The 25281-nt window shown below is 55.5% G+C and carries 20 protein-coding genes and 1 tRNA gene; 12 read left to right on the forward strand and 9 right to left on the reverse strand.

Annotated features, from left to right (window positions below; translation table 11 throughout):
- Positions 1 to 13 precede the first annotated feature (13 nt).
- From P4G45_RS06040 to P4G45_RS06055, 4 genes are all read right to left on the reverse strand, one after another.
- Entirely contained in the window at positions 14 to 1207 is a 1194-nt protein-coding gene (locus tag P4G45_RS06040) for a VWA domain-containing protein (protein WP_348268772.1), read from the reverse strand.
- Positions 1208 to 1280: 73 nt separating this feature from the next.
- The gene (locus tag P4G45_RS06045; RefSeq protein ID WP_348268773.1) at positions 1281 to 2243 is read right to left on the reverse strand and encodes a carbohydrate kinase family protein; all 963 of its coding nucleotides are present in this window, start codon (positions 2241 to 2243) and stop codon (positions 1281 to 1283) included.
- A gap of 265 nt (positions 2244 to 2508) precedes the next feature.
- Positions 2509 to 3651: an N-acetyl-alpha-D-glucosaminyl L-malate synthase BshA gene (bshA, locus tag P4G45_RS06050; protein WP_348268774.1), complete on the reverse strand. Its 1143-nt coding sequence runs from the start codon at positions 3649 to 3651 to the stop codon at positions 2509 to 2511.
- Complete coding sequence (locus P4G45_RS06055; protein WP_348268775.1) at positions 3648 to 4544, reverse strand: ChbG/HpnK family deacetylase; 897 nt, start codon at positions 4542 to 4544, stop codon at positions 3648 to 3650. Before P4G45_RS06055 ends, bshA begins: the two co-directional genes overlap by 4 nt.
- 322 nt (positions 4545 to 4866) lie before the next feature.
- Here P4G45_RS06055 and P4G45_RS06060 point away from each other — a divergent pair, with 322 nt between their 5' ends.
- The gene (locus tag P4G45_RS06060) at positions 4867 to 5505 is read left to right on the forward strand and encodes a PEP-CTERM sorting domain-containing protein (protein ID WP_348268776.1); all 639 of its coding nucleotides are present in this window, start codon (positions 4867 to 4869) and stop codon (positions 5503 to 5505) included.
- A gap of 473 nt (positions 5506 to 5978) precedes the next feature.
- On the opposite strand, the gene P4G45_RS17000 is transcribed toward P4G45_RS06060, so the two are convergent.
- Entirely contained in the window at positions 5979 to 6179 is a 201-nt protein-coding gene (locus P4G45_RS17000) for a helix-turn-helix domain-containing protein (protein WP_373694164.1), read from the reverse strand.
- A 486-nt stretch (positions 6180 to 6665) separates the two neighbouring features.
- Between P4G45_RS17000 and P4G45_RS06065 the strand changes: the two genes are divergently transcribed.
- The 7 genes from P4G45_RS06065 (at position 6666) to P4G45_RS06090 (ending at position 14301) form a co-directional block, all read left to right on the forward strand.
- Positions 6666 to 6974 carry a helix-turn-helix transcriptional regulator gene (locus P4G45_RS06065; protein ID WP_348268777.1) on the forward strand — a complete coding sequence of 103 codons (309 nt, stop codon included), beginning with the start codon at positions 6666 to 6668 and terminating at the stop codon, positions 6972 to 6974.
- Positions 6975 to 7051: 77 nt separating this feature from the next.
- A complete protein-coding gene (locus P4G45_RS17005; protein WP_373694165.1) occupies positions 7052 to 7411 on the forward strand; it encodes a permease prefix domain 1-containing protein in 360 nt (119 codons plus the stop codon).
- On the forward strand, positions 7368 to 7523 hold the full coding sequence (locus P4G45_RS06070; RefSeq protein ID WP_348268778.1) for a hypothetical protein: 156 nt from the start codon (positions 7368 to 7370) through the stop codon (positions 7521 to 7523). The genes P4G45_RS17005 and P4G45_RS06070 overlap by 44 nt, the downstream gene beginning before the upstream one ends.
- Positions 7524 to 7596: 73 nt before the next feature.
- On the forward strand, positions 7597 to 8205 hold the full coding sequence (locus tag P4G45_RS06075; RefSeq protein ID WP_348268779.1) for a transposase: 609 nt from the start codon (positions 7597 to 7599) through the stop codon (positions 8203 to 8205).
- Between the two features lie 456 nt (positions 8206 to 8661).
- Positions 8662 to 12354: a TonB-dependent receptor domain-containing protein gene (locus tag P4G45_RS06080; RefSeq protein ID WP_348268780.1), complete on the forward strand. Its 3693-nt coding sequence runs from the start codon at positions 8662 to 8664 to the stop codon at positions 12352 to 12354.
- A gap of 1097 nt (positions 12355 to 13451) precedes the next feature.
- Positions 13452 to 13895, forward strand: coding sequence for an RHS repeat-associated core domain-containing protein (locus P4G45_RS06085; protein ID WP_348268781.1), 444 nt, complete (start codon positions 13452 to 13454; stop codon positions 13893 to 13895).
- Positions 13876 to 14301 (forward strand): DUF4105 domain-containing protein, encoded by a 426-nt coding sequence (locus P4G45_RS06090; RefSeq protein WP_373695299.1) that lies wholly within the window; start codon positions 13876 to 13878, stop codon positions 14299 to 14301. Before P4G45_RS06085 ends, P4G45_RS06090 begins: the two co-directional genes overlap by 20 nt.
- Before the next feature lie 830 nt (positions 14302 to 15131).
- On the opposite strand, the gene P4G45_RS06095 is transcribed toward P4G45_RS06090, so the two are convergent.
- Positions 15132 to 15208 (reverse strand) — tRNA-Val (locus P4G45_RS06095).
- Positions 15209 to 15464: 256 nt separating this feature from the next.
- Here P4G45_RS06095 and P4G45_RS06100 point away from each other — a divergent pair.
- The 4 genes from P4G45_RS06100 (at position 15465) to P4G45_RS06115 (ending at position 21746) form a co-directional block, all read left to right on the forward strand.
- Entirely contained in the window at positions 15465 to 15806 is a 342-nt protein-coding gene (locus P4G45_RS06100) for a hypothetical protein (protein ID WP_348268783.1), read from the forward strand.
- A gap of 249 nt (positions 15807 to 16055) precedes the next feature.
- The gene (locus tag P4G45_RS06105; protein ID WP_348268784.1) at positions 16056 to 17165 is read left to right on the forward strand and encodes an efflux RND transporter periplasmic adaptor subunit; all 1110 of its coding nucleotides are present in this window, start codon (positions 16056 to 16058) and stop codon (positions 17163 to 17165) included.
- Positions 17165 to 20353, forward strand: a complete 3189-nt coding sequence (locus P4G45_RS06110; RefSeq protein ID WP_348268785.1) for an efflux RND transporter permease subunit — start codon at positions 17165 to 17167, stop codon at positions 20351 to 20353. The genes P4G45_RS06105 and P4G45_RS06110 overlap by 1 nt, the downstream gene beginning before the upstream one ends.
- A 100-nt stretch (positions 20354 to 20453) precedes the next feature.
- Positions 20454 to 21746, forward strand: a complete 1293-nt coding sequence (locus P4G45_RS06115; protein ID WP_348268786.1) for a TolC family protein — start codon at positions 20454 to 20456, stop codon at positions 21744 to 21746.
- A gap of 12 nt (positions 21747 to 21758) precedes the next feature.
- Here the strand turns inward: P4G45_RS06115 and P4G45_RS06120 are convergent, their stop codons facing one another.
- The 3 genes from P4G45_RS06120 to P4G45_RS06130 form a co-directional block, all read right to left on the reverse strand.
- On the reverse strand, positions 21759 to 23039 hold the full coding sequence (locus tag P4G45_RS06120; protein ID WP_348268787.1) for a M20/M25/M40 family metallo-hydrolase: 1281 nt from the start codon (positions 23037 to 23039) through the stop codon (positions 21759 to 21761).
- A gap of 57 nt (positions 23040 to 23096) precedes the next feature.
- Positions 23097 to 23921, reverse strand: coding sequence for a tRNA pseudouridine synthase A (locus P4G45_RS06125; protein WP_348268788.1), 825 nt, complete (start codon positions 23919 to 23921; stop codon positions 23097 to 23099).
- Between the two features lie 150 nt (positions 23922 to 24071).
- Complete coding sequence (locus P4G45_RS06130; protein ID WP_348268789.1) at positions 24072 to 25265, reverse strand: L-rhamnose/proton symporter RhaT; 1194 nt, start codon at positions 25263 to 25265, stop codon at positions 24072 to 24074.
- Between the last annotated feature and the right edge of the window lie 16 nt (positions 25266 to 25281).

The following is a 25281-nucleotide window of genomic DNA, read 5'->3' on the forward strand; positions in this document are numbered from 1 at the left end:
CGAAGCTGCGCAGCTATTCGACGGGAAGTTTGGCCTTGTAGCCGTCGCGGGCGATGATGGAGTATTTCAGTGGCTTGCCTTTCTCGTCCTGCATTCGCAGGGGGTGGCCCTCGTTGTCTACAAGTAAGACCTTGATCTTGCGGTAGGAGCCGTCGTCGTTGGAGTTTGTAGGCCGATAGGTAAGGACATATTGATTGCGGATCGAGTTATTGATCTGCGAAAAGATGTCGGGCAGCTCTCCCTGAAAGAGAGGGCTGAAGCTGAGGCCTCCGGTCATGGCGGCGAAGGTCTTTAGCTGATTCTGGGCCTGGAGGTAGTTCAGGTCGGCCATGCCGCCGCCCATACCGCCGCGGCCCCCGTACATCTCGTTGAGCAGTGCCCCGGTGCTGATGGTGAATATGGTCACATTTGGCGTTGCCTTGACCTTCGCGAGAATCTTGTCGAGGGTGAGCTTGGAGAAGGTATCGCGGCCGCTGCCGATGAGGATTACGTATTTGCGGCCTTCGATGCGGCTGAGCCGGTCGAGCGTCTCGTAAAGCGCGTCAAAAACGTTGGTGTCCGAAAAACCGGGAATGACAAGGGATTGCAGCGCCTGGGCGACGATCTCCCTGTTGTTGGTGAAGTCGGTGAGAATGTGGGTGTGCAGATCGTAGGTGACGACGGCTACATAATCGTCGGGACGCAGCGTGCGAAAGAAGCTGTACGACGCGTTCTGCATTTCATTGATGAGATAGTAACTGTTGGCTGCGAACTCCAGCAGCATCACGGCAGTGATGGGCGTCTGTGTCATGCGGACGCTGGTGATTGTCTGGGGGACGCCATCTTCGAGTACAAGGAAGTTGGCCGGTTTTAAGCCGGGGATGAACTGGTGAGTCTTATCAAGGATCACGTTTACGTTCAGGTTGACGATGGGCACGTCGACGCGCAGCGAAAAGGTCTCGTTATTGGGGTTTTTGACCGTCGGCTCGGCGGGTGCGGGGGGCGGTGCAGGTTCTGTCTCCTCTGGCTTCTTGCGAATGACGAGCGGGCCATTGTCGGTTTGGGGTCCGCCTTCGTCGGTGGTCTGATCCGGCTTGGTCTGTTGCTTCGGCGGTGTCTGAGTAGCAGGGGCGTTCTGGGCGTGGCTAGCCGGTATGGCAAATATTAGCGTCACGAGGACAAGAAAAGTGGCCGGAATGCGGAGGCAGTTCGCGCGGTGATTCATCATGGAAACTTTACTCCGTACTGTTGGACGGTGTTAAGTGGTACTCGTGAGAATCTAGGGATTGTAACCTGCCGCTCTACCTTACCTCTTTCTCCATGACCATAGGTACATAACGGGGAGCGGGGTAGTGGGTGCCGGTTGCCATCAGCTTTTCAACGGTCTCGACTGCTCGAATGCCTCCCCTGGCCCCGACCGCCATACAGTTTAAGGCTCCTGCTGCGCAGGCGAAATCGAGTTGCCGGTCCAGCGGCCAGCCCCGGTGCAATCCATAGATGAACCCGGCACGGAAGGTATCCCCAGCGCCCGTCGTATCTACAACCGGTACCTGATAGGCGGGGGTGTAGTGTAGCTGCTTGCCGTCCCATGCGAGCACACCGTCCTCGCCCAGCGTCGCCGCGGCCAGCCGGCATCCGTAGTGGCGTTGCATTCTGCGGAGCGCCTCCTCCAGGTCAGTTTCCTTCATCAGACGGCACGGAAAATCTTTATTCACTATTAAATAGTCTACGTTCTCAATCAGGCCTTCGACACCTGGGTAGAGCTCGTCCAGATCGGCGATAACCGGAATGCCTGCTTCGCGCGCCCAGGCCGCCGCTACGGTCGCGGTGGCTGTGTCGTAGCCATCGACGTGAAGCGCTCGCGCGTTGACGATCCACTCGCGGTCGAGGTCGCTGGGCTTCAGGTCAAGCCGGACGTCCTTTTTCCAAAGGACGGTCCTGTCGCCCCCGCCGTCGACCAGAATGACCGATTGACGGCTGGCGCACTCAGAAACCGTGATGATCTGCGTCTCTACACCAGCCTCCGCGAACGCCCTGCGATGAAGCCTGGCGGCGCTATCGTCGCCCAGGCTACCCACGTATCTGGTGCTCATGCCCCATTGCTGACAGGCAACAACCGTACTCGCGACTTGGCCGCCGGGCAACACGTCCGAGGTGCTGAACTCAACCTTTGAGCCTTGTACCGGGTAGTTTGCAAGCGAGATCACGGTATCGGTGGCGTTCAAGCCAACGCCAACAAGGTCAACCTTCGACAAATTCACCATATTATTACTGTAAATGGAACGTGAGTGTCCGAATAATAGGGTTGGTTGGTAAAGTGCCAATTCCTTCAAGAAGTGTTGTAAACATGCAACGACGAACTACAGGGATTTCTCCACTGCGGTCGTAAAGCACCGCCTTGCACCCCTGACGAGCCAGTACGCACGCCGGACTTGCGCGCCTTCGGTATAGATGACGTGAGTTTGGGTGCAGATAAGGAAAAACTTGCAACCGCAAGAGAATCTGTTCATTGGAGCCGCAGGCAGTTTCTTAGAGGGTGGTTCGAGCAATCACGCGATCGTAATAATCCTCGTAGAGAGGAATGATTCGGGAGGCACAAAATCTGTCCTGCGCAGTCTTGCGGGCAGCCTGAGACATGGCGGCTAGGCGGCCCTCGTCGTGGAGGAGCGCGATAGCGGCGGTGGACATGGAATCGACATCACCGACGTTGAAGAGGAGGCCGTTGCTTCCGTCCTCGATGAGCTCGGAGACGCCGCCGACCTGGGTAGCAATGGAAGGGACGCTGCACGCCATGGCTTCGAGCGCCGCCAGTCCGAAGGATTCCATTTCGCTGGGCATCAGCATAAGGTCGGCGAGCGGAAGCAGCTCATTGACGTTGTCCTGTTTACCGACGAATTGGATGCGGTCTTGCACCTTAAGCTGGAGAGCCAGATGCTCGGCGGCGCTGCGGTCAGGACCATCACCGATCAGCATGAGGCGTGCAGGCATGGCGGCGGCAACGCGGGCGAAGACCTTGATGACATCCTGAACACGCTTGACCGGACGGAAGTTGGAGAGATGAACCAGAAGACGCTCGTGCGGAGCAGCGAAGCGAGGGCGCATGGCGGCGACGAGATCGGGATTGCGGACGTAGACGTCGCAATTGACGAAGTTAGGGATGACCTCTATTTCTGAGGTGACGGCGAAGGCCTCGCGGGTTCGGTCGCGCAGATGACCGGAGATTGCGGTAACGCCGTCTGACTTGACGATTCCAAACCGGGTAATGGGAAGGTAGGAGGCGTCGAGGCCGACGAGCGTAATGTCGGTGCCGTGCAGGGTGGTGATGAATGGCAGCTTGCGGCCGTTCGCGGCGAGCATTTGTTGGGCAAGTAGAGCACTGACAGAATGCGGAATTGCGTAGTGGACGTGCAGCAGATCCAGAGAGTAAAACTCGGCGACCTCGGCCATGCGTGTAGCGAGAGCAAGATCGTAGGGTGGATGCTCGAAGAGAGGATAGTTCGACACCGCGACTTCATGAAAGTGGATGTTGGCCTCGCGGCCGGTCAGGCGAAAGGGCTGGGAGTAGGTGATGAAGTGAATGTCATGGCCGCGGGCGGCGAGCTCGATGCCCAGCTCGGTGGCGACAACTCCGCTGCCGCCATAGGTGGGATAACAGGTGATGCCGATCTTCATGGAAGTCTCTCGTGGCTATGAGTGGGCTGGTCTATCTGTCCATAATGGATGAGTTCCAGGCCGGGAAGGGTGCGGACTGCCTGCGGAATTTCTTTGAGCAGGGCCTCGCGCTCGATGTTCCGGGTTGTGCGGAGGCGAGTGGCGACGCTGGCGAGCGCAGCATCGTTGTAGCCAGGGTGGCAGACAAGCTCCCATGTGCCTTCGGGCATGGCGTAGAGGATTTTTCGGAGCGAGTCCTCATTGAGTTCGCCGGTTGCGGAGACGCCAATGGTGCCATTACTGGTGAGGACCTGGCCATCGCCGAGCTGAGGCAGCGACTGGAACGACTTTTTGCCAAGGATGCTGAGGATGTGGAACTCAAGCCGACGGACGAATGCGTTGGGGGCGAGTCGGGAGCTCCACGCGGGCTCGAAGGGATTTCGGACAGCCCCGATGGAGCAATGCTGTGCAAGGCGAAGCAATGGGCGAGCGACGGCAGGGAAGAGGTGGGTATGTTTGTGGGTATCGAGGTGCGTGACCGTTATCCCGGCTCGTTGCAGCTTCTCAATCTGTGCGAGCGCTTCGCGCTCAATGTCGTCTTCGTGAATGACGCCGCGCACGAGCGCCTGGATGAAATCGAGGAGAGACGGTCGGAAAGTTTTGCCGTCGCTACCGAGAAGCGTGGGGACGTTTCGAGGGTCGGAGACTGGCGCGCCGTCGGTGAGGACGATGTGACAGCCAACGCCAAGAGTTGGATGAGCGTGGGCGATGGCGACAGCATCGTCGAAGGCTGCGCCGGTTGCCATAAGGGTTGCAGAGGTGAGAGCTTTCGCGTTGTAAAGTTCCGCGATGGCACGATTGACGCCCGGCGTGAGGCCGAAGTCGTCCGCGTTGATGATGAGGCGGGGAGGCATGTGAGGGTAGGTTGCGGACTGAAAGGTAAAAAAGTGTTGGCAGCCAGAGACTCTCAGACTGTAAGGAAAATGGTCTTTATTTTGTATAACTTACATTTGGTAATCTTACACCGGCTTTCATGAAGCTTCTTTATACGGCATGTGCAAATATTTACCACGTATGTGGGAAGTCTCGTACCCAAAAGTGCCTCGCAGAGCATGAGATCAACCGGCCCGTTGGCCGAAGCGGACATTTTTACCTGAAAATAGGTATTTGCAAATGGCCAACAACTTGCTATAGGGAGATTGTCTGCATCTTGTGAGGCCCGAGGAGAAATACCAAATGAAGAAAATTGTTTATTTGTTACCCGCTATCTGTCTTGCAACTCTCGCTATGTCTTCCATGTCTGCACATGCAGACACTCTCAACCTAGCTCCATACGTCGGACAAACCGTGTCCATGACTGTCGAGCCGTATGCGTCAGGAGAAAATAACGGCTCGTTCTATGTTGGCCTTACCCAGGCCAATTTCAGTCAGAACGGATCTCCTCTTGGATCTCTCGAAGCATTCTGCGACGACTTCAATCACGAAATCACTGTACCAGCCACCTACAACGTGACAGTTCAGGCCGTCGCGGGCAATACCACTCGGGAGCAGGAAGCCTATTACGGCATGTTGTTCGGATCCACGCCGTCGGGCAATACAGCATTGGACACCGACATCCAGGAACTGATCTGGAACTTCAGTTCCCCCGGACAATATGCGCTGAACACTGAGATGACCACTTTGCAGACGCAAATGTTGGCGAATTACCAGAGTGTCAACTACTCCGGCTCTTTCTATCTGAATGCGGGCGACGGCGGACAATCGTTTATGACAACGGATCCCAGCCCAGTACCCGAACCAGCCAGCTTTGCGTTGCTTGGCACTGGCATCCTCGGATTGGCTGGCGCCGCACGCCGTAAGTATTTCCAAGCGTAGCCAGGGTCAACAATAAAAGCCCCACACCAAGTGCAGGCTATGCGGATGGTGTGGGGCCTTTGCTGCTACAGCGAGAACAGCCGATTTCTAGGGGATGGGAGAAGTTCCGGCATTCACGTTATAGCTGCCTGCTCTCGACACGCCCAACGATAAAATGCTGCAGCTCCTGAAACGATGTGTAAGACGGGCGGGCTTGAATTGTGGCCACTGTTCGGGATGCTGCGGAACTAAAGAGTGCTCACAATGGAAGATTAAGACGTTTTGCAGCACTTATTGCTCGCAATGCTTGCGCGCCGGTGTGGACCCTCGGACCCTGATGCAGTGGACCGGCCACGAAGACTTAGCAACGCTACTCAAGTACCTGGCTGCCTCTCGAGATCCAAACATGCAATAAAGGGTATCAGCTATTCAATGGACGTAAAATAAGAAGGCCACCCTCGCGGGTGCCTTCATAGCTTAAACGGTGTGATCCTTCAGCCATTGCGCGGTGGTCGCCGGGTCGAACGGATAGTCGAACGGATAATAGATCCAATCCTGATTGCCGGCAGCTGGCGTTGCTTCACCCATGCGTATATGGACTTTTTACTGCAATCCAAAAACTCCGCAAGCACTTCTGCTTTCCACGCTCCACGCTTATTTCGAATCAGTGCCGCCAATTGGTGCGTTGATTCCATTTACTACCCATTCCACTCTCTATCTCCTTGATGGTATCGTTGACGACGACGTGCGGTCGTGGACCCGCGACATCATCATTGTTATCGAGAATGGCAGCAACGATCTTTTGTCTCGGCTTCGACATTGGTCGATTTCAGCTTTCTAAAGTCTTGAGGACTTCACCGTCAATAGGTAGGCTCTTCTTATAGAGATAGGCCATCTCTCGAACTGTCCTACCAGAAAGCCCAAGTCCCCGCCAATCACAACGGAAGCATCCATCCAAGCTTCCATGGCACAAGATCATCCCTATAGGCGGATAGGGCCTTCCCTAGTGCATATCTGGAGTTGCTGAAACCCTCGGCTGCTTTGATGAAGGTTGCTTACGCAGCAACTGAACCGAGGTTGTGTCTGCTGAATCCCCTGCATCAAGACGGCTCCAGCAAGTTCGTACGGCGATGTACCTTGACCTTCTACACCTGGAAACTGCATATGTAGAAGCCATAGGCATGCAGAAGACAAACGACAGCTTCGATCTCCCGCAGGGCACTCTCGACCTCCTCATCATGAGGGCGTCGCCCTTGGGCCCCATTCATGGCTATGCCATCGCGCAAAGAATCCAACAGATCTGGCGAGACGCACTCCAAGTCCCGCAGGGCTCTCTCTACCCCGCGCTTCATCGTCTGGGATATAAAAAGTTGCTCAGCTCTCGCTGGAAGCCCTTCGAGATCGGTAGGGAAGCCAAGTTCTACGAGCTCACTTCCAAGGCCCGAATCCACCTCAAAGCTGAAACCGAGGGTCTGGATGCGCCTGACTGATGTAGTGAGCCTCATTCTCAAAGGAATGCTGGAGGGAATTTGATGGGCTGGTTACGGAGGACCTTCTCCGCGAACGATTGGAAGCCGATCTGGAGAAGGAGCTGCGCTTCCACTTCGAATCTCAGGTCGCCGACAAGATTCGCTCCGACATCCCGAAGACTGAAGCCCGTCGGCTCACACGGATCGAGTTTGGCGGGATCGAGCAGATTAAGGAAGACGCGAGCGTGGAACTATGTGGTTCGAGTCGTTTCTGCAGGATGTCCGTTACGGCTTTCGTCAGCTTCGAAAGGTACCGAGTTTTACGCTCACTACAGTGCTGGCACTCGCGTTGGGATTGGTGCGAACGCGGCCATCTTAACCCTTGTAAACGCAGTACTGCTGAGGAGCTTCTCGGTGGTCGACCAGAAGGCGCTGGTGCGAGTGGGCGACCGGGCTGACTGTTGTCAGAACTCCGGACCGAGCCTGAAGGGAGACTCCAGCATGTTTTCGACCGACACCTATCAGCAGATGAAGAAGAATACGCCGGAGTTGATCCAGATGCATCGCTAGCGAAAAGCCAGTTTTTGTTGTCCGACCACGATTTCAACTTGTGAGAACAGTCAGTTTGGAGTGACCGGCGCCGATGTGCCGACCGTGGGTTAGGCTACGATTTTTAGGTTTGGATGTCCATGGCGAGACGATCGCTGTAGCGGTTGCTGAACCCGACGGCGAAGTGCGAAGTTTGGGAACGATTCCGAACCGCGCCGAGTCGATCCGCAAGCTGATTAATAAGCTTGGTTCGGCGGCGAAGTTGAGAGCCTGTTATGAGGCCGGACCAACGGGCTACGTCGTGTACTGGCAGTTGGCGGAGCTGGACATTCAGTGCGAGGTTGTGGCGCCCACGTTGGTACCGGTTAAGGCGGGGGATCGAGTCAAGACGGATCGGCGGGATGCTGAAAAGCTGGCACGTTGCTATCGATCCGGGGATCTAACGGCGGTATGGGTTCCGGATGAAGGTTCCGATGCCCTATGCGACAGGCTCGACCGGACTCGTGATAACAGTCAGAGGCAGCTCCCGACGGATCATGATTATGCGGTTCCGACCCGCAAATATCAGACTGATCAATCGTCGCCCAAAACTGCTCCAACTGCTCGCTCTGTCTTCGGGAAAAGAAGCGCAAACCACCGAAACAAACTCACAGATCTCGCCCAGTTGACACGGTCACTCATATCAGGCCAATGCACTTATTGACCGCGATTTGGTCGGAGTTCACCAGATAGGCAATGATGAAAAGCGCTTTTGATCACTTGTTTGAATGGAGAAGTCGCTGGTAAGGAGCCCTTGGTGTACAAGGGCTGCACCCAGCAATCAATGGCCCCGGACCCCTGCCGGTGGCTGGATGTCGTCGAAACGGCTCGAGACAATCTGGTCGTTGGCCAAGTTTGATGCGAGCCGAACTGAGCCAGCACTCTGTGTGCCAAATAATTAGCAAAGAGTGCGCCGCTTGATTAGAAAAACAACAGGTGGCCGTGCGCTTTCGGCCAGATATTCCGAGTATTCGGGAGCGGGACAATTGCCATTAGCCTCCCAATTGCAGTGCCCCTTGCAAGATGAATGTTCATTCATGTAGAACTTCGCTTTACTAAACGCGCCAGCGCCTTAGCTTGTGAGCTGCGCGGCGCGGCTGAGCGACAAGGGGGCAAATCCATGTCCACTCGCAAAAAGCGGCATCTTTCTATGATCTGTCTTGGCGCAATACTCACCCTAGTGTGTATCCGGACCGCCAGCCTACAGGCACAGAGCATCTCCACCGCACAACTGAGTGGCACGGTGCGCGACCAGACCGGCGCCGTAATTCCAAAGGCAGCCGTAACTGCGACGGATGAGTCCAAGGGCTTCTCCCGCTCCACCGCAAGCGACGATCAAGGCGATTACCAACTTCTCCTTCTGCCCCCCGGCACCTATACCGTCACGGCCACCGCTCCGGGCTTCAACACCTTTGTCAGCAAGAACGTCGTTCTTACTACGGGTGAAGAGGCCCAGCTGTCCCTTTCCCTCACGGTTGGCAGTACCGAGACCGTCACCGTCACCTCCGGCGCCGACATCATCGAGACACAACGCAGCTCGCAGTCCACCACTGTCGATCAGATGCGCATCAATAATCTGCCCATCAACGGCCGCAACTACATTAACTTCACGCTCACCAACTCCCAGATCGCTCGTGATGCAGCACCTTCCATCGGAGCCATCCCCACCTCGGGTCTGAACTTCGGAGGTGTCCGCGCCCGGTCAAACTCCGTCAACGTCGATGGCGCGGACGTCGGCGACTACATCTCCGGAGGAACCCGCTCCACCGTCTCGCAAGACGCGGTGCAGGAGTTCCAGATCGTCACCAACGGTTTCGTCGCCGAGTACGGCCGCGCCGCCGGAGGAGTCGTCAATATCGTCACCAAATCCGGAACCAACACCACGCACGGCAGCGCGTTCGGCTTTCTCCGCAACAGGTATATCCAGGCCACAAACCCATTCAGCACCGTCTACCAGCCTGCATATACTCGCGTGCAAGCCGGTTTTACGCTAGGCGGAGCCATCAAGCCGGACAAGACCTTCTATTTCTTCGCAACCGAGATCACTCGTCGGCAAGAGTCCGGCTTCTCCGTCATCGGCAGGAATAACTTCAACCTCACCAGCATCGATGTCAGCAGATTTTACGGAGTTCCCGCAGGCGCGCTGACCGTTCAGGGAACCGCACAGCAGAAGTCCTTCCTTACCGCGGTACCGACCGCTACTCCCGGAATCCAGCAATATATCGCGCTGGTCGGCTCCAGCTCTTCGCTCGCTCTTACGGGCCAGAATCCCGCATTCCTGCAGGCGACCATCGGTGCAAACAGATTCGTCACCTCGGGCCAGGTGACGCCGGCCTCCTTCACTCCGCTCAACAGCCTTATCGGCAACTTCCCCATCTCGGATAAGACCGAGATTTATTCGCTGCGTCTGGACCACAAGCTCACCACGAACCAGCAATTGATGCTCCGCGGTAGTGTCAGCCCAAGCTTTATCAGCGGCATCCAGGAGAGTGCCGCCAACCAGAATCTAGGCGAAAACTCTTTCTCTCGCACTGCCACGCAGACGTACCACGACTACTCCATCGTCGGTCAGCACACCGTCACCCTTGGTTCGAACAAGATCAATGAACTCCACATCCAGTTCGCCCGCCATCCGGTTCGGTTTGCCAACTCTCCCTCGCCCGGCGGCAGTGGCGTGGCTGTCAATATCCCCGGCTTCGGCTACTTCGGCAAGACCCCTTTCTCTGTAGTCGACCGCATCGAGTATCAGACTCAGCTTCAGGACAACTTCACTTACACCCGCGGTGCCCACACCTTCAAGATCGGCATCGACCTCCGCTATATCCCCATCAATTTGAAGCAGGGACAGCTGTACGGTGGTGGTGACTACACCTTCGCCGGCCTCAACTCGACAGACATCTCGCCCCAGTTGGCCGGCCTGCCCGGTTTCTCACCGATACAGGCGTACGGCCTCGGCATCCCCCAGTCCTTTGTGCAGGGCATTGGCATCACCCAGTTCTATTACGATTTGAAGGTTCTCGGCGCTTTCCTGGAGGACAGCTGGCGCATGACCAACAAACTCACGCTGAACGCAGGCATCCGCTACGACGTGGAGGCCTTCCCCACTAAGAGCGCGCTCAACGCCAACACCAACGCGGCCGAGCGAACCTATGGCGTTCGCGAGGGTATCCGCCTGCGGGACACTAACTTCGCGCCGCGTATCGGTCTCGCCTACGACCCACGCGGGGATGGCAAGACGGTAGTCCGCGCCAACTATGGCATATTCTATGACCGGGCCCCGGGAAATCTCGAGTCGCAATCCATGATCTTCAACTCCCACACGGTGCCCCTGGTCATCGTAGCCGGCGGAGCGCCCTGCACCGCGGCAAGCACCATCGGCCCTTTGAATCTGAACGCGACCAACACCTTCCAGGGCTCGCTCTCGAACGCTAACTGCCTCCCCGTCGCAGGCCTGAACTACCTACCCGGCCAGCAGCGATTCGACACCAACAATCCAGCCTCCCTCTTCGTCAATCAGACCTTCCTCTCCACCGGCTTCCCGCTCGCCATCCTCCCGTCCGGCCTGCCTGCGGATCTCAACTACGTCACCCCGTATGTCCAGCAGATATCCTTAGGGATCGAGCAGGACCTCGGCCACGACCTCTCCCTGAACATCGCCTTTAACTCCACCGCCGGCCGGCATCTCAACCGTCCCATCAACGTCAATCCCGTCAATCCGTCGCTGCTGGTTGCCAATTGGCGCAATGCCGTCGCAGCCGTCAACGCCGGAACCGCCTCCGTCCTGCCCGGAACTCCGCAGACCGCCGTAGCCAGCGGTACATCGAATCCCCTCACGGTCGCCACCGGCAGCGGCACCATTCCCTGCGGAGCCGGTCCCCGCGGCCCCTATGTAGCGCCGCCACTGCTCAATTTCTTTCGCAAGTCGGGCATGAACGCCTCGCTCGGCCCCTTCCTCGCCAGCCAGGGTGCAGGCGCGTGCGTCACCCTCGCTGGCCAGATCGCTACCGCGGACGGCCTCGGAGTTGGCCTCGCCGTCCCCTTCGGCGACATGTCGCCCAACCTCACCAGCGGGACATCCAGCTACAACGGCCTCAGCGTGAACCTCAGGAAGCGCTTCTCCTCCAAGTACGAGTTCCTCTTCAGCTACACCTGGTCGCACGCGATCGACGATTCCACCGATGTCGTCTCTACCTCCGATGCTCCGCAGAATAACTTCAACCCCAACGCCGAACGCAGCAACTCCACCTTCGACCAGCGCAACCGCTTCGTCCTCTCCGGGGTCTACAATTCCGGCCGCGTCGGTGGAACCGGCTTCGTCCCTGCCGTCTTCTCGGAAGTCGCGGTCGCTCCGATCTTCGAAATATCTTCCGGTCGTCCCTTCAACGTCCTCACCGGCACGGATACCAACTTCGACTTCGATCCCCTCACCGACCGCCCTAACGCCGTCCTGCCTGGTAGCGCGCCTACCAGCTGCGGCACCAGCCCTGTGCTCTCGAAATACTCGCCTACCGGAGCCTTCAATCTACCCTGCTACATCGACGCGCCAGCCAATGCTGGCATTGGCAGCAGCTTCTTCAACGGAACGCTCGGCCGCAACATCGCCACCAAGCCTTATACCGTCTTTACTGATCTCCGCATCGCCAAGGCATTCACCTTCTCACACGAGCTGTCGCTGCAACTCACGATGGACCTCTTCAACATCATCAATAAAAACAATACGCTGGACGTCAATCTGCTCTATACCGCCGCCGGTCAGGAAACCGCCGCCTCTGACATGCGGCAGTTCCAGTTCGGTGCAAGACTTTCCTTCTGACTGAATCGAGTTTCATCTGGTTGTTTTGAGAGTAGTCTCACGATTGGCCGGGGCAAACTCAGAAACCAGCGACGCTAACAAGGCTCCAAAATCTTTTTTACATGGTTCCCCCTTGGCTTAGACCCATGCGACTTGGCGCCAGCCCGGAACTCTGTAAGAACATCTTCTGGCGTCAATCTTCGCAGCGTCTCCAGTCCTAAAATGAGCACCAGCACGTCATCCACTTGACCAATGACCGGAATTGCTCGTGATTTCAAGATCCAGTCCGATTTCTCGTTGCCCTTTCACTGCTCGGAGGAGTTGATGTGCGTTCGTGCATATCCCCTGTCAAACCGCGCTTCTTATCTCGGTTTACACGCTTAGATTGGCGATTCAGTGCATTAGTTCAATAGCGGGGAGTTGCGTGCCGGCCCCTGTCCATTGAACCCCAAGACATCGAAGGCGGACTGGCGTCCGGAGCATAGCTCCGCTCGGGAGGCGTGTCAATTGGTGATAACAGATGGGATGAGAAGGGCGGTCTCCAGCGGGATGCGTTAAGCTCCCAGTTATCGACGCGCGCGAAGCGCGGGAGACAAGGATACCGGCGATGAAGAAGCTTACCACCACGATGATGCAGGAGACACTCAACAAGTAGGACCGACGCCTGACAGTCGGTCTGGATCTGGGCGACAGGTCGAGCTTTTATTGCGTGCTGGATGAGAAGGTGACGTGCTGCTGGAGCAGAAGGTGAGCACGACATCCAAGGCGATAAACGAGATTTTCGAAGCGATGCCTCATAGGAGTCTCGTTCACGAGAACATCACGCAGCATACCGCCCAATCCGGGTCAACATCCCCATAAGTGCAGCCATCACGGGGTTGAGTTCGGCGGCCAACTCTTTTTGTGTACCGGTAACAGCGAACTGATACGCCTACGGGAAGCTCTGGACCTTACTATAATTTTATGGCTTATATCGACGGCGAGCTGATCGGGTCTTGGGAAAACCAAACCTTCTTTTGGGCAGGAAAGGACTGGTTGGGAACAAAGCGATATGAAGCAGCGGGGAAGGAGATATAGGCTCAACGGCTGTACCCGTATACCGTAATGCCTATACCAGCTTGCCCTTCGGCGATGCTCTTAGCTCCATCGGCTTTGATCCTCTGCACTTTACCCGCAAAGAAAGAGACGCTGAAAGCGGCTTGGATAACTTCGGTGCTCGCATGTACGCGTCTACGATGGGCCGCTTCATGTCGCCCGATCCGCTGAACCTCACAGATGACCGCGTGCTCAATCCTCAGACCCTCAACAAGTACGCTTACGCCGCCGACAATCCATTGAAGTATGTGGATGATGACGGCAAGGACATAACGGTCTTCTATGAGAAGTCAGCTCCACTTGAGCCGACAAGTTTCGGCCACATCATGTTCGTGGCTGAGAATCAGCAGACTGGGGATGCTGCGGCAATGAGCTTTGGCCCAGTTCACGATTCGGAATATGGCTTGACGCCATTAGGGGCACCGGTAAACAGTACGAATTCATTTATTGCCCCAGGGCACATTTAGCGCTGATGATCTTCGTCAGAACTTCGCGTCCCTGACGATCCAAACGAGTCCGGAAGAAGCTCAAAAGGTGATCGAGTTCATTCGCAATTTATCCAATTCTTCCAATCCCTACATGTTGTTTAAAAACAACTGCACCACGACCTGCGTACAGGCTCTGAAAATCCTTGGCATATTGCCCAGTAACAACAAGATCATTACGCCTAAAGGTCTCTGGAACAATCTTTTTCCTAAATATTCGGGTACGAAGAACACGAACTTCTTCGGCCAACAGAAGGCACCGACAAACGGCGTCAATTATGGGTATCAGTCCGGCTACGACCCCTTCCAGCTAATGGATCTTTTGGAGAAGCACTGCACCGATAGTTGGGACGATAAGACGAACACGCTGACAAGTACCTGCAACTGAGGGGCCAAGATGAACAATCAAGCGATAGAGCAAAACACGAAGACACAGCGGAATGCATATCGGATTTCGGCTCTTATCGCCACCCTTGTGTTCTTGATTAGCGCTTATGTATGGTTCCAGGCATGTATCCAAGAGACCAATTTTTGCTCTTTGCTGCCGCAGCAGTCGTTCTGATCGCATCGCTGACGGTCGGATCGTGGTGGATAAAGAAAGCTCCCCTCGCAAAGTGGCCGGTTGATCCGTTGATCGGAATCGTACTTCTCTTTGAGCTAGGAGAATGTGCGTTCGGAATCTTCAAGGTGCTGTCGTTAGCCTTCCGCTGATCAGAGTCCTTGTCTGGCTTCTGTGGTGTGCCTCTTGAAAAGCACGCTGCTACGCAGCGGAATAAGGGTGACAGCTCAACCCTGACTGCGGGTGAGGTCTTGCCCTTGCCATCGATCTCCACGAAGACAGAGAACTGCTTGTGGGCATCGCATCCGATCACTGCTGGCATAGTGCTCTCCTATGAGGCGCAAGTGGCGCTTTCATAGGTTCACCAAACCTGAAAGGGAGCTGACGAGCAAACCTAACATAGCCGCAGCATCCCCGACGTCACAGCCCCGGCTCATCACCGGGGCGTTTCGCGTCTGTGATGCTGATCAAATTCAGGCGATCCGGTGGTCTTATGGAGTTTTGTAAGGCTTTGTAAGGTGACTCTGATTTTGTAAGGTAAAACAGGGGATTGGCCGAAATTAGAGGGTACTGTAGGGACTAGAGGGCATCAGCCATCGTACTGTAAGGTGCTGATTCTAAGGCTATTGTGTGAGATCTAAAGATCTTGCGGAAGGGTTTGGTGGGCAGTGAGGGACTCGAACCCCCGACATCCTGCTTGTAAGGCAGGCGCTCTAACCAACTGAGCTAACCGCCCATTCCGGTTATTCCATGACTGGATTCAGTGTATGGGAGGGATGGCAGAGATGCAATGCGTGAAATTTGTTGCCGAAGTCACCATCCGTTCAGGGAAATAAATTCTTCTGATTCAAGAGCTTTGCGAAATTTGAAATTTTGCACCATACTAAAGTTGTGTTGCGAGAGTCTATTTAGTGGAAAGCTCTCCAAATTGACATGACCCAACTGAACTGATGAATGTTGAGCAGACAAGACGGCGCGGCGGTTCGCAGTGGATGATCGTTGCCATTGCCATGCTTGCGTTCGCAGTCTTCTCGTGGGGCGTTCGTTATAAGGTTTCCCTCTATAATCCCGCAACCCATATGTCAGCGGCAAAGCTGCTCTCGCAACGGGAAAGGCCCGCTACGTTTGAAAGTGCAAAGCTAGCCGCTGATCCCGCGGTCAACCTTGAGCCGGTCACGTTTTTCGCCCTTGCAATGGGTGTCGTGCTGGCATGGGTGTGGTCGCTGAAGCCCACTTTCTCCCCGAGAAGTGTAAGGCATCGGGCTAAGGCCCCTAAGCAGCCCGACCAGACCTTCTTCTTCTTTCGTCCCCCGCCTGTACCTCTCGTTAATTAATCCCCGCACATAGCGTTTGCCTTGAGCACAATTGCTCAAGCACAGTTTCAGGTTCCTGTCCGGAGGACCTGCGGCTGCGTATTTTTCTATGCCGGCTTCCGTTTCAACACAGGTGTTTACAACATGTGCAAGCGAATTTCCCTGACCTCGGCAGGGATCCCCGTGCTAGTTACTTTGGCGTGTTTAGTCTCCATTGGCTGTAAAAACAGTAGCCATCAAGCAACCCTCTTGGCTCCGATAGGTGCGTCGGTGGTTCGTGTCACTCGGGGCAATCTCGCCAGCACACTTACAGTAGCCGGACAGTTTCAGCCGTATCAGCAAGTTGATCTTCATGCCAAGGTATCGGGGTATATTCGGCATATTAACGTGGACATCGGTGACCGCGTATACGCTGGGCAGGTAATTGCGACACTGGAGGTTCCTGAACTCAACGCACAACTGGCAGGAGCACAGGCTGAGGTGCGACATAGTCAATCGGAGATCAACCGAGCCAAGAGCCAAGTTGCCGGAGCTAAGTCGAGCCACGCTGCGCTGCACGATGCGTACATGCGTCTGGCTCAAGCTGCACAGCAGCGGCCGGGCTTGATCGCGCAGCAGGAGCTGGATGATGCACTGGCGAAAGATCAGAATTCAGAGGCTAGCGTCGATGTTGCAAAGGCTGCTCTCGAAGCTACGGAAGAGCAATTAGGTGTATCGAGTGCCGACAAGCAACGAGTTCAGGCCTTGTCCGACTACTCCGTTGTCACTGCCCCATTTAGTGGAGTCATTACGAAGCGCTATGCCGACACGGGGTCACTGATCCAGGCTGGGACAGCCTCGAATACACAGGCAATGCCTGTCGTGCAGCTTGCACAAAGCGACATGCTGCGGTTGCGTATGCCGGTGCCGGAGGCAGACGTCCCGTACATCGAAGATGGTGGAACTGTGCAGGTGAAAGTACAGGCTACCGGGAAAGACTTTACTGGCAAGGTAATCCGATTTGCTCGTGCATTGGATCCTACGACCAGAACGATGATTACTGAGGTAGACGTTGCCAATCCTACGCTGGAACTTAGCCCTGGAATGTATGCGGAGGCGATTATTTCGCTCCAGCAACGAAAAAGCGTCCTGACTCTTCCCATTCAAGCGGTTGTGCAGGGAGATTCACAGTCATACGTTTTAGCGCTTGACTCAAGTAATCATGTGCAAAAAAAGATTGTCACCTTGGGGGTACAGGGGGCGGACAAGGTTGAGATTACCAGTGGCCTTACCGAGGGCCAACTCGTGATTGTATCTGCCCAGGCAAACTATCAGGTGGGACAGCCCGTCAGTCCGAAGTTCGAATCAGTTTCGATGCCGAGCGAAGTGGGAGGTAAGTAATGTCATCGTTTGCCATTAAATATCCCTTCTTTGTCTTGATGATGTGTCTCATCGTTGTTGTTGTAGGTGTGACGACTGTCATCGGCATGCCGGTTGACCTATTTCCGCAGGTGAATATCCCGGTGGTGGTAGTGGCAACATTTTATTCAGGGATGCCGCCGCAGCAGATTGAATCCGATATTACGAACAGCTATGAGCGCTTCTTTACACTTGGCAGCGGAATTGATCATATTGAGTCTCGTTCATTGCCCGGTGTAAGTCTGATCAAGATTTATTTTCAACCCGGCGTTGATAGTAACGCTGCGGTAAGTAATATCTCGAACCTCGCCATGGCGAACTTGCGTCGGCTACCTCCGGGAACGCTGCCACCTGTTGTCCTCAAATTCGACGCTTCCAACATGCCTGTCTGCCTGATCACGTTAAAAGGGCAGGGTCTCAATGAGACGCAGTTGAAAGATCTTGCGCAGTTCAGTGTGAGGAACCAGGTTGCGAATGTTCCCGGAGCCTCAGTCCCACAGCCATATGGCGGAAAATATCGGCAGATTCAGGTGTATGTCGATCCGGTAAAGCTGGAAGCCCACCAGATGAGCGTAATGGATGTGGTGAAATCCCTGAACGCGTCGAACCTGATTTTGCCTGCCGGGGATGTTCGGATCGGACCCAAGGACTACAACATCTATGCAAATAGTCAGGTACCTATCGTCGATCAGATTAATGATTTACCACTTAAGACGGTGGGTAACTCATCTGTGATGGTGGGGGATATCGGGCAGGCGAAAGATGCAGGACAGTTACAGACCAATATTGTTCGGGTGGATGGGCAGAAATCGGTCTACATTCCGGTATTGAAGCAAGGCGGCAATTCAAACACGATCACCATTGTTAATGGTGTCAAGAACGCTGTAGCTCATTTGCTGGACGTTCCTAAGGTGCTGAAGACGGATGTGGTCTTCGACCAATCGGTGTTTGTCAAGATCGCAGTGAAGAACGTGATCAACGAAGGCATGATTGGTCTTGTGCTCACGGCACTCATGATTCTGTTATTTCTCGGTAATTTCCGCGCAACGATTGCTGTTTTGCTCTCCATTCCTATCTCTTGTCTGGCAACGTTTCTTATTTTGAATATGGGCGGCAGTTCCATCAACACGATGGTCCTTGGCGGTCTTGCGCTTGCGCTTTCTCGGCTTATCGATAATTCCGTTGTCGTGCTGGAAAACATATTTAGACATATGGAGATGGGAGAGTCCCCTGTTGTTGCCGCCGAGCGAGGTGGAAAGGAAGTGCAACTCGCTGTATTGGCGGGAACAGTTTGTACTTGTATTGTCTTTTTTCCTGTGGTGCTTCTATATGGAGTGAGTAAATATCTTTTTACCGCATTGGCATTATCTGTCGTGATTGCATTGTTCGCGTCCTTTATCGTCGCGATGACTGTTGTCCCTTTATTTTGCGCACGCTTCATTCGTATGGATGAGACACATGAAGACTTCGAAGAAGTGGAATCGAAAACGGACCCGGCCAGCGCTCTGAACGAAGCGAAGAAGCGAAATCCATTTCGCGCTGTCATCTTCCACTTCAATCGCGGGTTCTATGCGCTTCTGGCCTGGTATGAACGTGCCATATGGAAATGCCTCAAAAAGCCAGGTATTGTTGTTGGCGGCTTCTCGTTCATGTTTATTCTCAGTCTTGCGATCTATCCGTTTATGGGAAAAGCATTCTTTCCACGGACCGATCCGGGGCAGTTCGTTATTAACGTGAAGGTACCGGCGGGAACACGAATTGAGCTGACGAATGAATATGTTGCCAGGATGGAGCAGGACATACGAGGCATCGTAACTCCTCATGATCTGAACATTATTGTTTCAAATATTGGTATTACCCCAGATCTCTCGGCCATCTACACCTCTAATTCAGGAATGCATACTGCGTTTATTCAGGTTAGCTTGAAGGAAGATCACAAAATCGGTAGTTATATTTACATGGACCGGGTTCGACGTAAGCTCACCGAAGACTTTCCAGATGTCGGAACTTACTTTCAGGCGGGTGGTCTAGTAGATTCGGTTGTAAATCAAGGTAAGCCGGCGCCTATCGATATTCAGATAGCGGGCAATAGTCTTAAGGAAGATTATCAACTGGCGCAGGCGACGGCTATGAAACTGCGAAAGCTCAGTTCTGTCAGTGATGTGCTGGTTCCTCAGGATCTGGACTATCCAGGGCTTGAACTTAATATCAATCGAGAGCGTGCTGCCCTGCTGGGCGTTTCGCCGAAGGATGTCGTTGACAACGTTATTACCGCCCTTACTTCGGACGGCATGATCGCTCCCAGCTTCTGGGTCGATCCGAAAAGCGGTAATAGCTATATGTTGACTGTCCAATACCCGGAGAATCAGATCAAAACACTTACTGATTTTATGCAGATTCCTTTGCGTTCGCCAGATGGCCTTAAAACCACTCCACTGGAATCGCTCGCAAGTATCAAGCAAATCAATACACCCACGGAGGTGGACCACTATCAGCTTCGGCGCCTGATTGACATCTACGTGATGCCGAAGACGGAAGATCTAAGTCATGCCAATGCTGATGTGAATAAGGTCTTATCGGAGACAAAGGTCCCTGAAGGCGTGATTGTGAAGGAGGTGGGAGCGATCCGGGATATGCAATCTTCTTTTTCCAGTTTCGGCATAGGTCTGATTCTGGCGATTGTGCTCGTCTACCTTGTATTGATGGCGCAATTCGCGTCCTTCTCTGATCCTTTTGTCATTCTGTTAGCGGTGCCACCTGGAATTACAGGTGTGCTTGTCTTTCTGTGGATGACGGGTACGACTGTGAACGTGATGTCACTGATGGGTGCTGTAATGATGACCGGTATTGCCGTATCAAACAGTATCTTGATCGTGGAATTTACCGGAACCTTGCGCGAGAAGGGAATGGGGCTTCTCCAGGCTTTGATTGAAGCGAGCAAAGCCAGGTTACGACCGATTCTGATGACCACACTAGCGACCGTTCTGGGGCTAATTCCGATGGCATTGGCTCTCGAACCAGGCAGCGAACAGTATGCTCCGCTGGCGCGTGCCATTCTGGGCGGCTTGGTGGTTTCAGTTGTTGTGACGGTGTTTCTCGTTCCGTCAGCCTATTTATTGATTCATCACAAGGAAGAAACGGCTGCTGAGCAGGAGGCCCAACATGGTTAGAAAGCTACGTACTTTTGTTTTGCTATGGCTTGCATTCTGTGTTTCAGCGATAACATGGGCGCAGGTTCAACCTGCTATCCGGTTGCCGAATGCGCCGTCAGTGAGTGGCTCTCTGCTTGCGGCGGCGCAGGTTGGAGCCATCCCGGAGGCTTCCAGTTCAGGTGCTCCGGTTCTGCTGACTCGTGCGCAGGCGGAGACCATTGCTCTGGCGAACAATCCTCGTATTCATATTGGCCAGTTGCTGGCTAAGGTGCAGCACCAGGTGGTGAGAGAGACTCGTTCGAGTGAGTTGCCGGACCTGAGCGGAAATCTGACGGCGGTTAAAGCTGAGGAGGCAAGCCGTATGTCGGCGGGTAGCCTGACTGCTTCGCGGCTGTTGGAACATGCTGGAATGGGGGTTCAACTAAACCAGTTGATTACCGATTTCGGTCATACGCAAAATCTGGTAGCTTCGGCGAAGCTAAACGAGAAGGCTCGATTGGCGGATGCTGAGGCGAGCCGGGAAGACATCATCCTGGCTACGGACCAGGTGTTCTATCAGGCTATCGAGGCGGAAGCTACGTTGAAGGTTGCCGAGCAGACTGTTTCAGCAAGGCAGACGCTGGTCGATCAGGTTAGCGCGCTTACTTTGGCGAAGTTGAAGTCCGACCTCGATCTTAGCTTTGCACAGGTAAATTTGTCTCAGGCAAAATTACTGCAACTGGATGCCCAGAACAATTTTGATGCCGCAAAAGCGGCGCTTGACGCCGTGCTTGGCTATGATAGTCGGACTAATTACAGTCTGGTGGCCGGATCGGATCCGCTGGCCGCATTGCCTCCGGATGTTGGGACGCTGATTGCATCGGCGCTTCAGAATCGGCCCGACCTTCAATCATTGCAGTGGAACGAGCAGGCGGCGCGGAAGTATAGCCGGGCGCAGCATGAACAGCTTTTGCCTACGATCAGCGCACTGGGAGTAGTCGGGAAGACACCCGTTGGTTCGAGCCAGTATTTTCCTACTGACTGGTATGGGGCTGTGGGCGTCAATATGAGCGTTCCGATCTTCAACGGATTCCGCTACTCTGCGGAGGCTTCTCAGGCTTCGCTGGAGGCGAAGGCTGCGGCCGAGCGCACGCGCGACCTGCGCGATCAGGTGGTTCGCGATGTTCGGACGGCGTGGCTGAATGCTAACACTGCTTTGCAGCGCGTGACGGTGACGGGAGAGTTGATGCGTCAGGCGAATCTCGCACTCAATCTGGCGCAGACGCGGTATCAGCTTGGGTTGAGCTCCATCGTGGAACTGAGTCAGGCACAGTTGCAGCAGACGCAGGCGGCGATCGGCGACGCGAATGCGCGGTCTCAGTATGGCTTTGCAATGGCGGATCTGCGGTTTCAAACCGGAAGGCAGCCTTGATGTCTTGCAGGGCTACTGAGGGCTGCGAGTTTCGGCGGTCACCTGAGTGGCATCGAGCAGCGTGAGGAGGATGCGGCGGAGGGCGGTTTCGCGGCCAGTGGGATCGTACCACTCTTGCAGAGTGTGGATGCCGCCTCCGCTGCCTCCGCTGCCGATGGCCATGGCGGGAATTCCCAAGGAAAGAGGGATATTCGCATCGGTGGACCCGAGGTGGGTTTCGGTGCGCAGGGTGAGGTGGCGGTCTACCGCGCGCAGGGTTTCGAGCAGGGGTGAGTCGTCGGGAAGGACGGCAGCGGGACGATTGCCTATATTTTGAACCGCGACTTCGGGTGTGGCTGTCGTAGCGTTTTGTGAAGTAGCTGTGGCCAGGAAACTGTTGCAGATTTTGTGGACGGCGGTCTCGGTGGCGTGTAAGTGGTCAGGGTTAGTGGAGCGCAGGTCGAGCAAGGCGGTGGCGGATTCAGGGATGGAGTTGATGGAGTGTCCGCCGGAGATTTGTCCGACATTGAGAGTGATAAGGGGCTTGCTTGGCAAGTCGATGTCGGCGATGACAGTGAGGATGCGGCTGAGAATGATTATAGGATTGGGTGCTCCGGCGTTGGCCCAGGAGTGGCCGCCTGGCCCCTTTACAGTGATACGCAGACGCAGGCTGCCGAGGGCGCGGGTGACGACAGTGTTGGTGCCGCCGCCTTCGAGGACGAGCGCGGCGGCGATGCGGTTGCAGTAGGGCCCCTGCTCGAAGAGATGCCTCATGCCGCGAAGATTGCCTTCGCCCTCTTCGCCTACGTTAGCAGCGAAGAGGATAGGGATCGGAGGCGTGATGTTGGCATAGCGGAGGGCAGCTGCGATGCCAAGCAGTGCGGTGAGTCCGGCGGCGTTGTCGCAAATGCCGGGAGCGTAAATGCGGGAACCGGATTCGGTGGGGTCGCAGAAGGTTCCCCCCGGAAAGACGGTGTCGAGGTGGGCGGACAGGAGGATGACGGGGTCAGAAGCAAGACCGACCGCGGATTTCGACGAACAAGTTACCGCTTGATGGGGGGGGGCCTTTCGAGTAAGTTCGGCTAAGGCGTTGCCTTCCTTATCGAGGTGGATGTTGCTGAGCCCGAGTTGCTGGAAGCGACTGAGGAACCAGGCTGCCCGGTCAGATTCTCCGAAGGAAGGCGCGGGGATGCGGACCATCTCTAACTGCCATTGGCGGAGTTGAGGCTGGTGGAGGTGCAGCCAGTGGAAGGCTCGGTGGACGGCGGTAAGAGTCGCCAGGCGGGTGATTCGCTGTTGGGCATTGGCGGACATTTGGCGGGTGTTGAAATCCTTTTAGCGGATGCGAATTACCGACTTGTACGAGCTTACTCAGTATTCCACCTTGACGAGGAATAGGCCGGACGCGGGAGCGGTGGGCCCGGCGGCGGAGCGATTGCGGGCAGCGAGGATGGTGGGGATGGAATTGGCCGGGATACGCCCTGTGCCTGCTTCTGCAAAGGTTCCTACCAGGTTGCGGACCATGTGGTGGAGGAAACCCGTGCCGGTGACCCTGTAGATGAGAAGGTCTTCGTGTTGGCGCCATGCCGATTCGTAGATAGTGCGGGTGGTTAAGGCAGAGGCGCTTTGGAAATTTACGTCGGAAGCTCCGGAGGGGGGGCTGGTAGAGCTGTTCTCATCTTTTAACACGGCGATACGGGCGGTCAGGTCGGGGTCGACGGCGGCGAAGGAGGTGAAGTCGTGGGTACCGAGGATGTAGGTGGCTGCCTCTTGGAGTTGCTCCATGTCGAGAGGGAAGGGGCAGGGCCAGACGTAGGGGGCCTGCATCGGCGAGCAGATGCTGTTGGTGGGGTGGATGCGGTACTCGTAGGTTTTGCCGATGGCGCTGTGGCGGGCGTGAAAGCTGGGCGCGGCGTGCTCGATGGAGAGGACACGGATGCTGGGTGGAAGGGCGTGGTTGAGGGCTCGGAGGAAGTTTGCAGGGGGGATCGGGGATTCGAGGAAGAAGGAGGCTACCTGGGCGAGAGCGTGGACTCCGGCGTCGGTGCGGCCTGAGCCCTGGGGGAGGACCGACTCTCTCGTGATGTGATGGATTGCGTGGGCGAGGGTTCCCTGAATGGTAGGGAGGTTGGGTTGAACCTGCCAGCCGTGGAAGGGGGTTCCGTCGTAGCTGAGGATGGTTTTCCAGAGAGGCATGGACGTCTTTGGACGGTATCACGGATGGTTTGGGGAGGGCAGGTTTAGTGGTTCAAGGACATGGAACTACATCAGCGGGATGGAGTGTGCCCTATCCTTTGCGCTGACCTACAAAGGATGGGGCACCAGAGTTCTATTTGCTGAGCCAAGCTAGTGGAGCATCGTGGTTGTGACGATGACCTGCGTGGCCTTGAGGTAGTTGCCGTACCCGACGATGATCGTCGAGCTCACGAGGAGGAAGAGGCCAGCGGCGACGAGCCATCGCGTACGGCGGCTCGTGCCTCTCCACTCTTTTAGTGCCAAGCCCCATAAGGTGGCGAAGATGATGATGCTTGCCATGTGCAGGGTCCAACTGGAGAAGTCGTACTTTCCCATCTTGGTCTGGCCCATCGAATAGAAGAAGAATTGGAAGTACCAGATGACGCCGGCCATGGCAGCGAAGAGGTAATTGGCAACCAGCGTTTTGGGGGCAAGCCGGTCGTAGGTGGAAGCGTCGAGCGGATCGAAGTCGACAAGGGTATCGCCGGAGGCGTGGGAGGCGCGCATGGGGTTGGTGCCAGGTGCGCCGAAGAACTGCTTGACGGAGCTGTTTTTGACGATGAGGATGGCGGACCAGATGAAGTTGGTGAGGAAGCCCCCCCAGAGGACGACGATCAGGATGGGAAGATTTTGCCAGAGGTCGAGGCGGTGGTGAGCCAGGAGCTGGGTTTTGGCGATGTCGCCGATGGGCTTGCCGGCGGCGAGGCCAAAGGCGAAGAAGCTGCTCATGATGCCGGCGAAGATGGCGACGGCGATGCCTTTGATAAACGAGAAGTCGGATTCGCCTGCTTCGGCCTTCTCTTCGGGGGTGATCTCTTTTTCTTTGGACCAGCCTGCGGCTCCATTGACGGCTACGGCGATAAGGCAGATGGCGACGCCGAGGAGGATGATCTGGCCGGAGGTCTCATGCATAATGGTGGTGATCTGGCCGCTGTATATGGGCGGGATCAGCGTGCCGAAGGCGGTGCAGAGGCCGAGGGCGATGGCATAGCCTAGAGCGATACCGAGATAGCGGATAGCAAGGCCGAAGGTGAGGCCACCAATTCCCCAGAGTGCACCGAAGAGGAAGGCGTAGAGGCAGTCGGACGGATGCGTGGCGTAGGCAGTATGGAGAATGCCGGCGAGGTTGGGTACGAAGATGGAGGCAAGAACTACTGGCGCGACGATCCAGGCAGCGAAGCCTTGGATGAGCCAGTAAATCTCCCATGACCAGCGTTTGATGGCGCGAAAGGGAATGAAGTTAGTGGCGGAAGCGAAGCCGCCGATCCAGTGATAGATGACGCCGATAAACGGATTGGTTCCCACGCAGACCTCGTTGATG

Source organism: Edaphobacter paludis (assembly GCF_039993895.1).
Taxonomy (GTDB): domain Bacteria; phylum Acidobacteriota; class Terriglobia; order Terriglobales; family Acidobacteriaceae; genus Edaphobacter; species Edaphobacter paludis.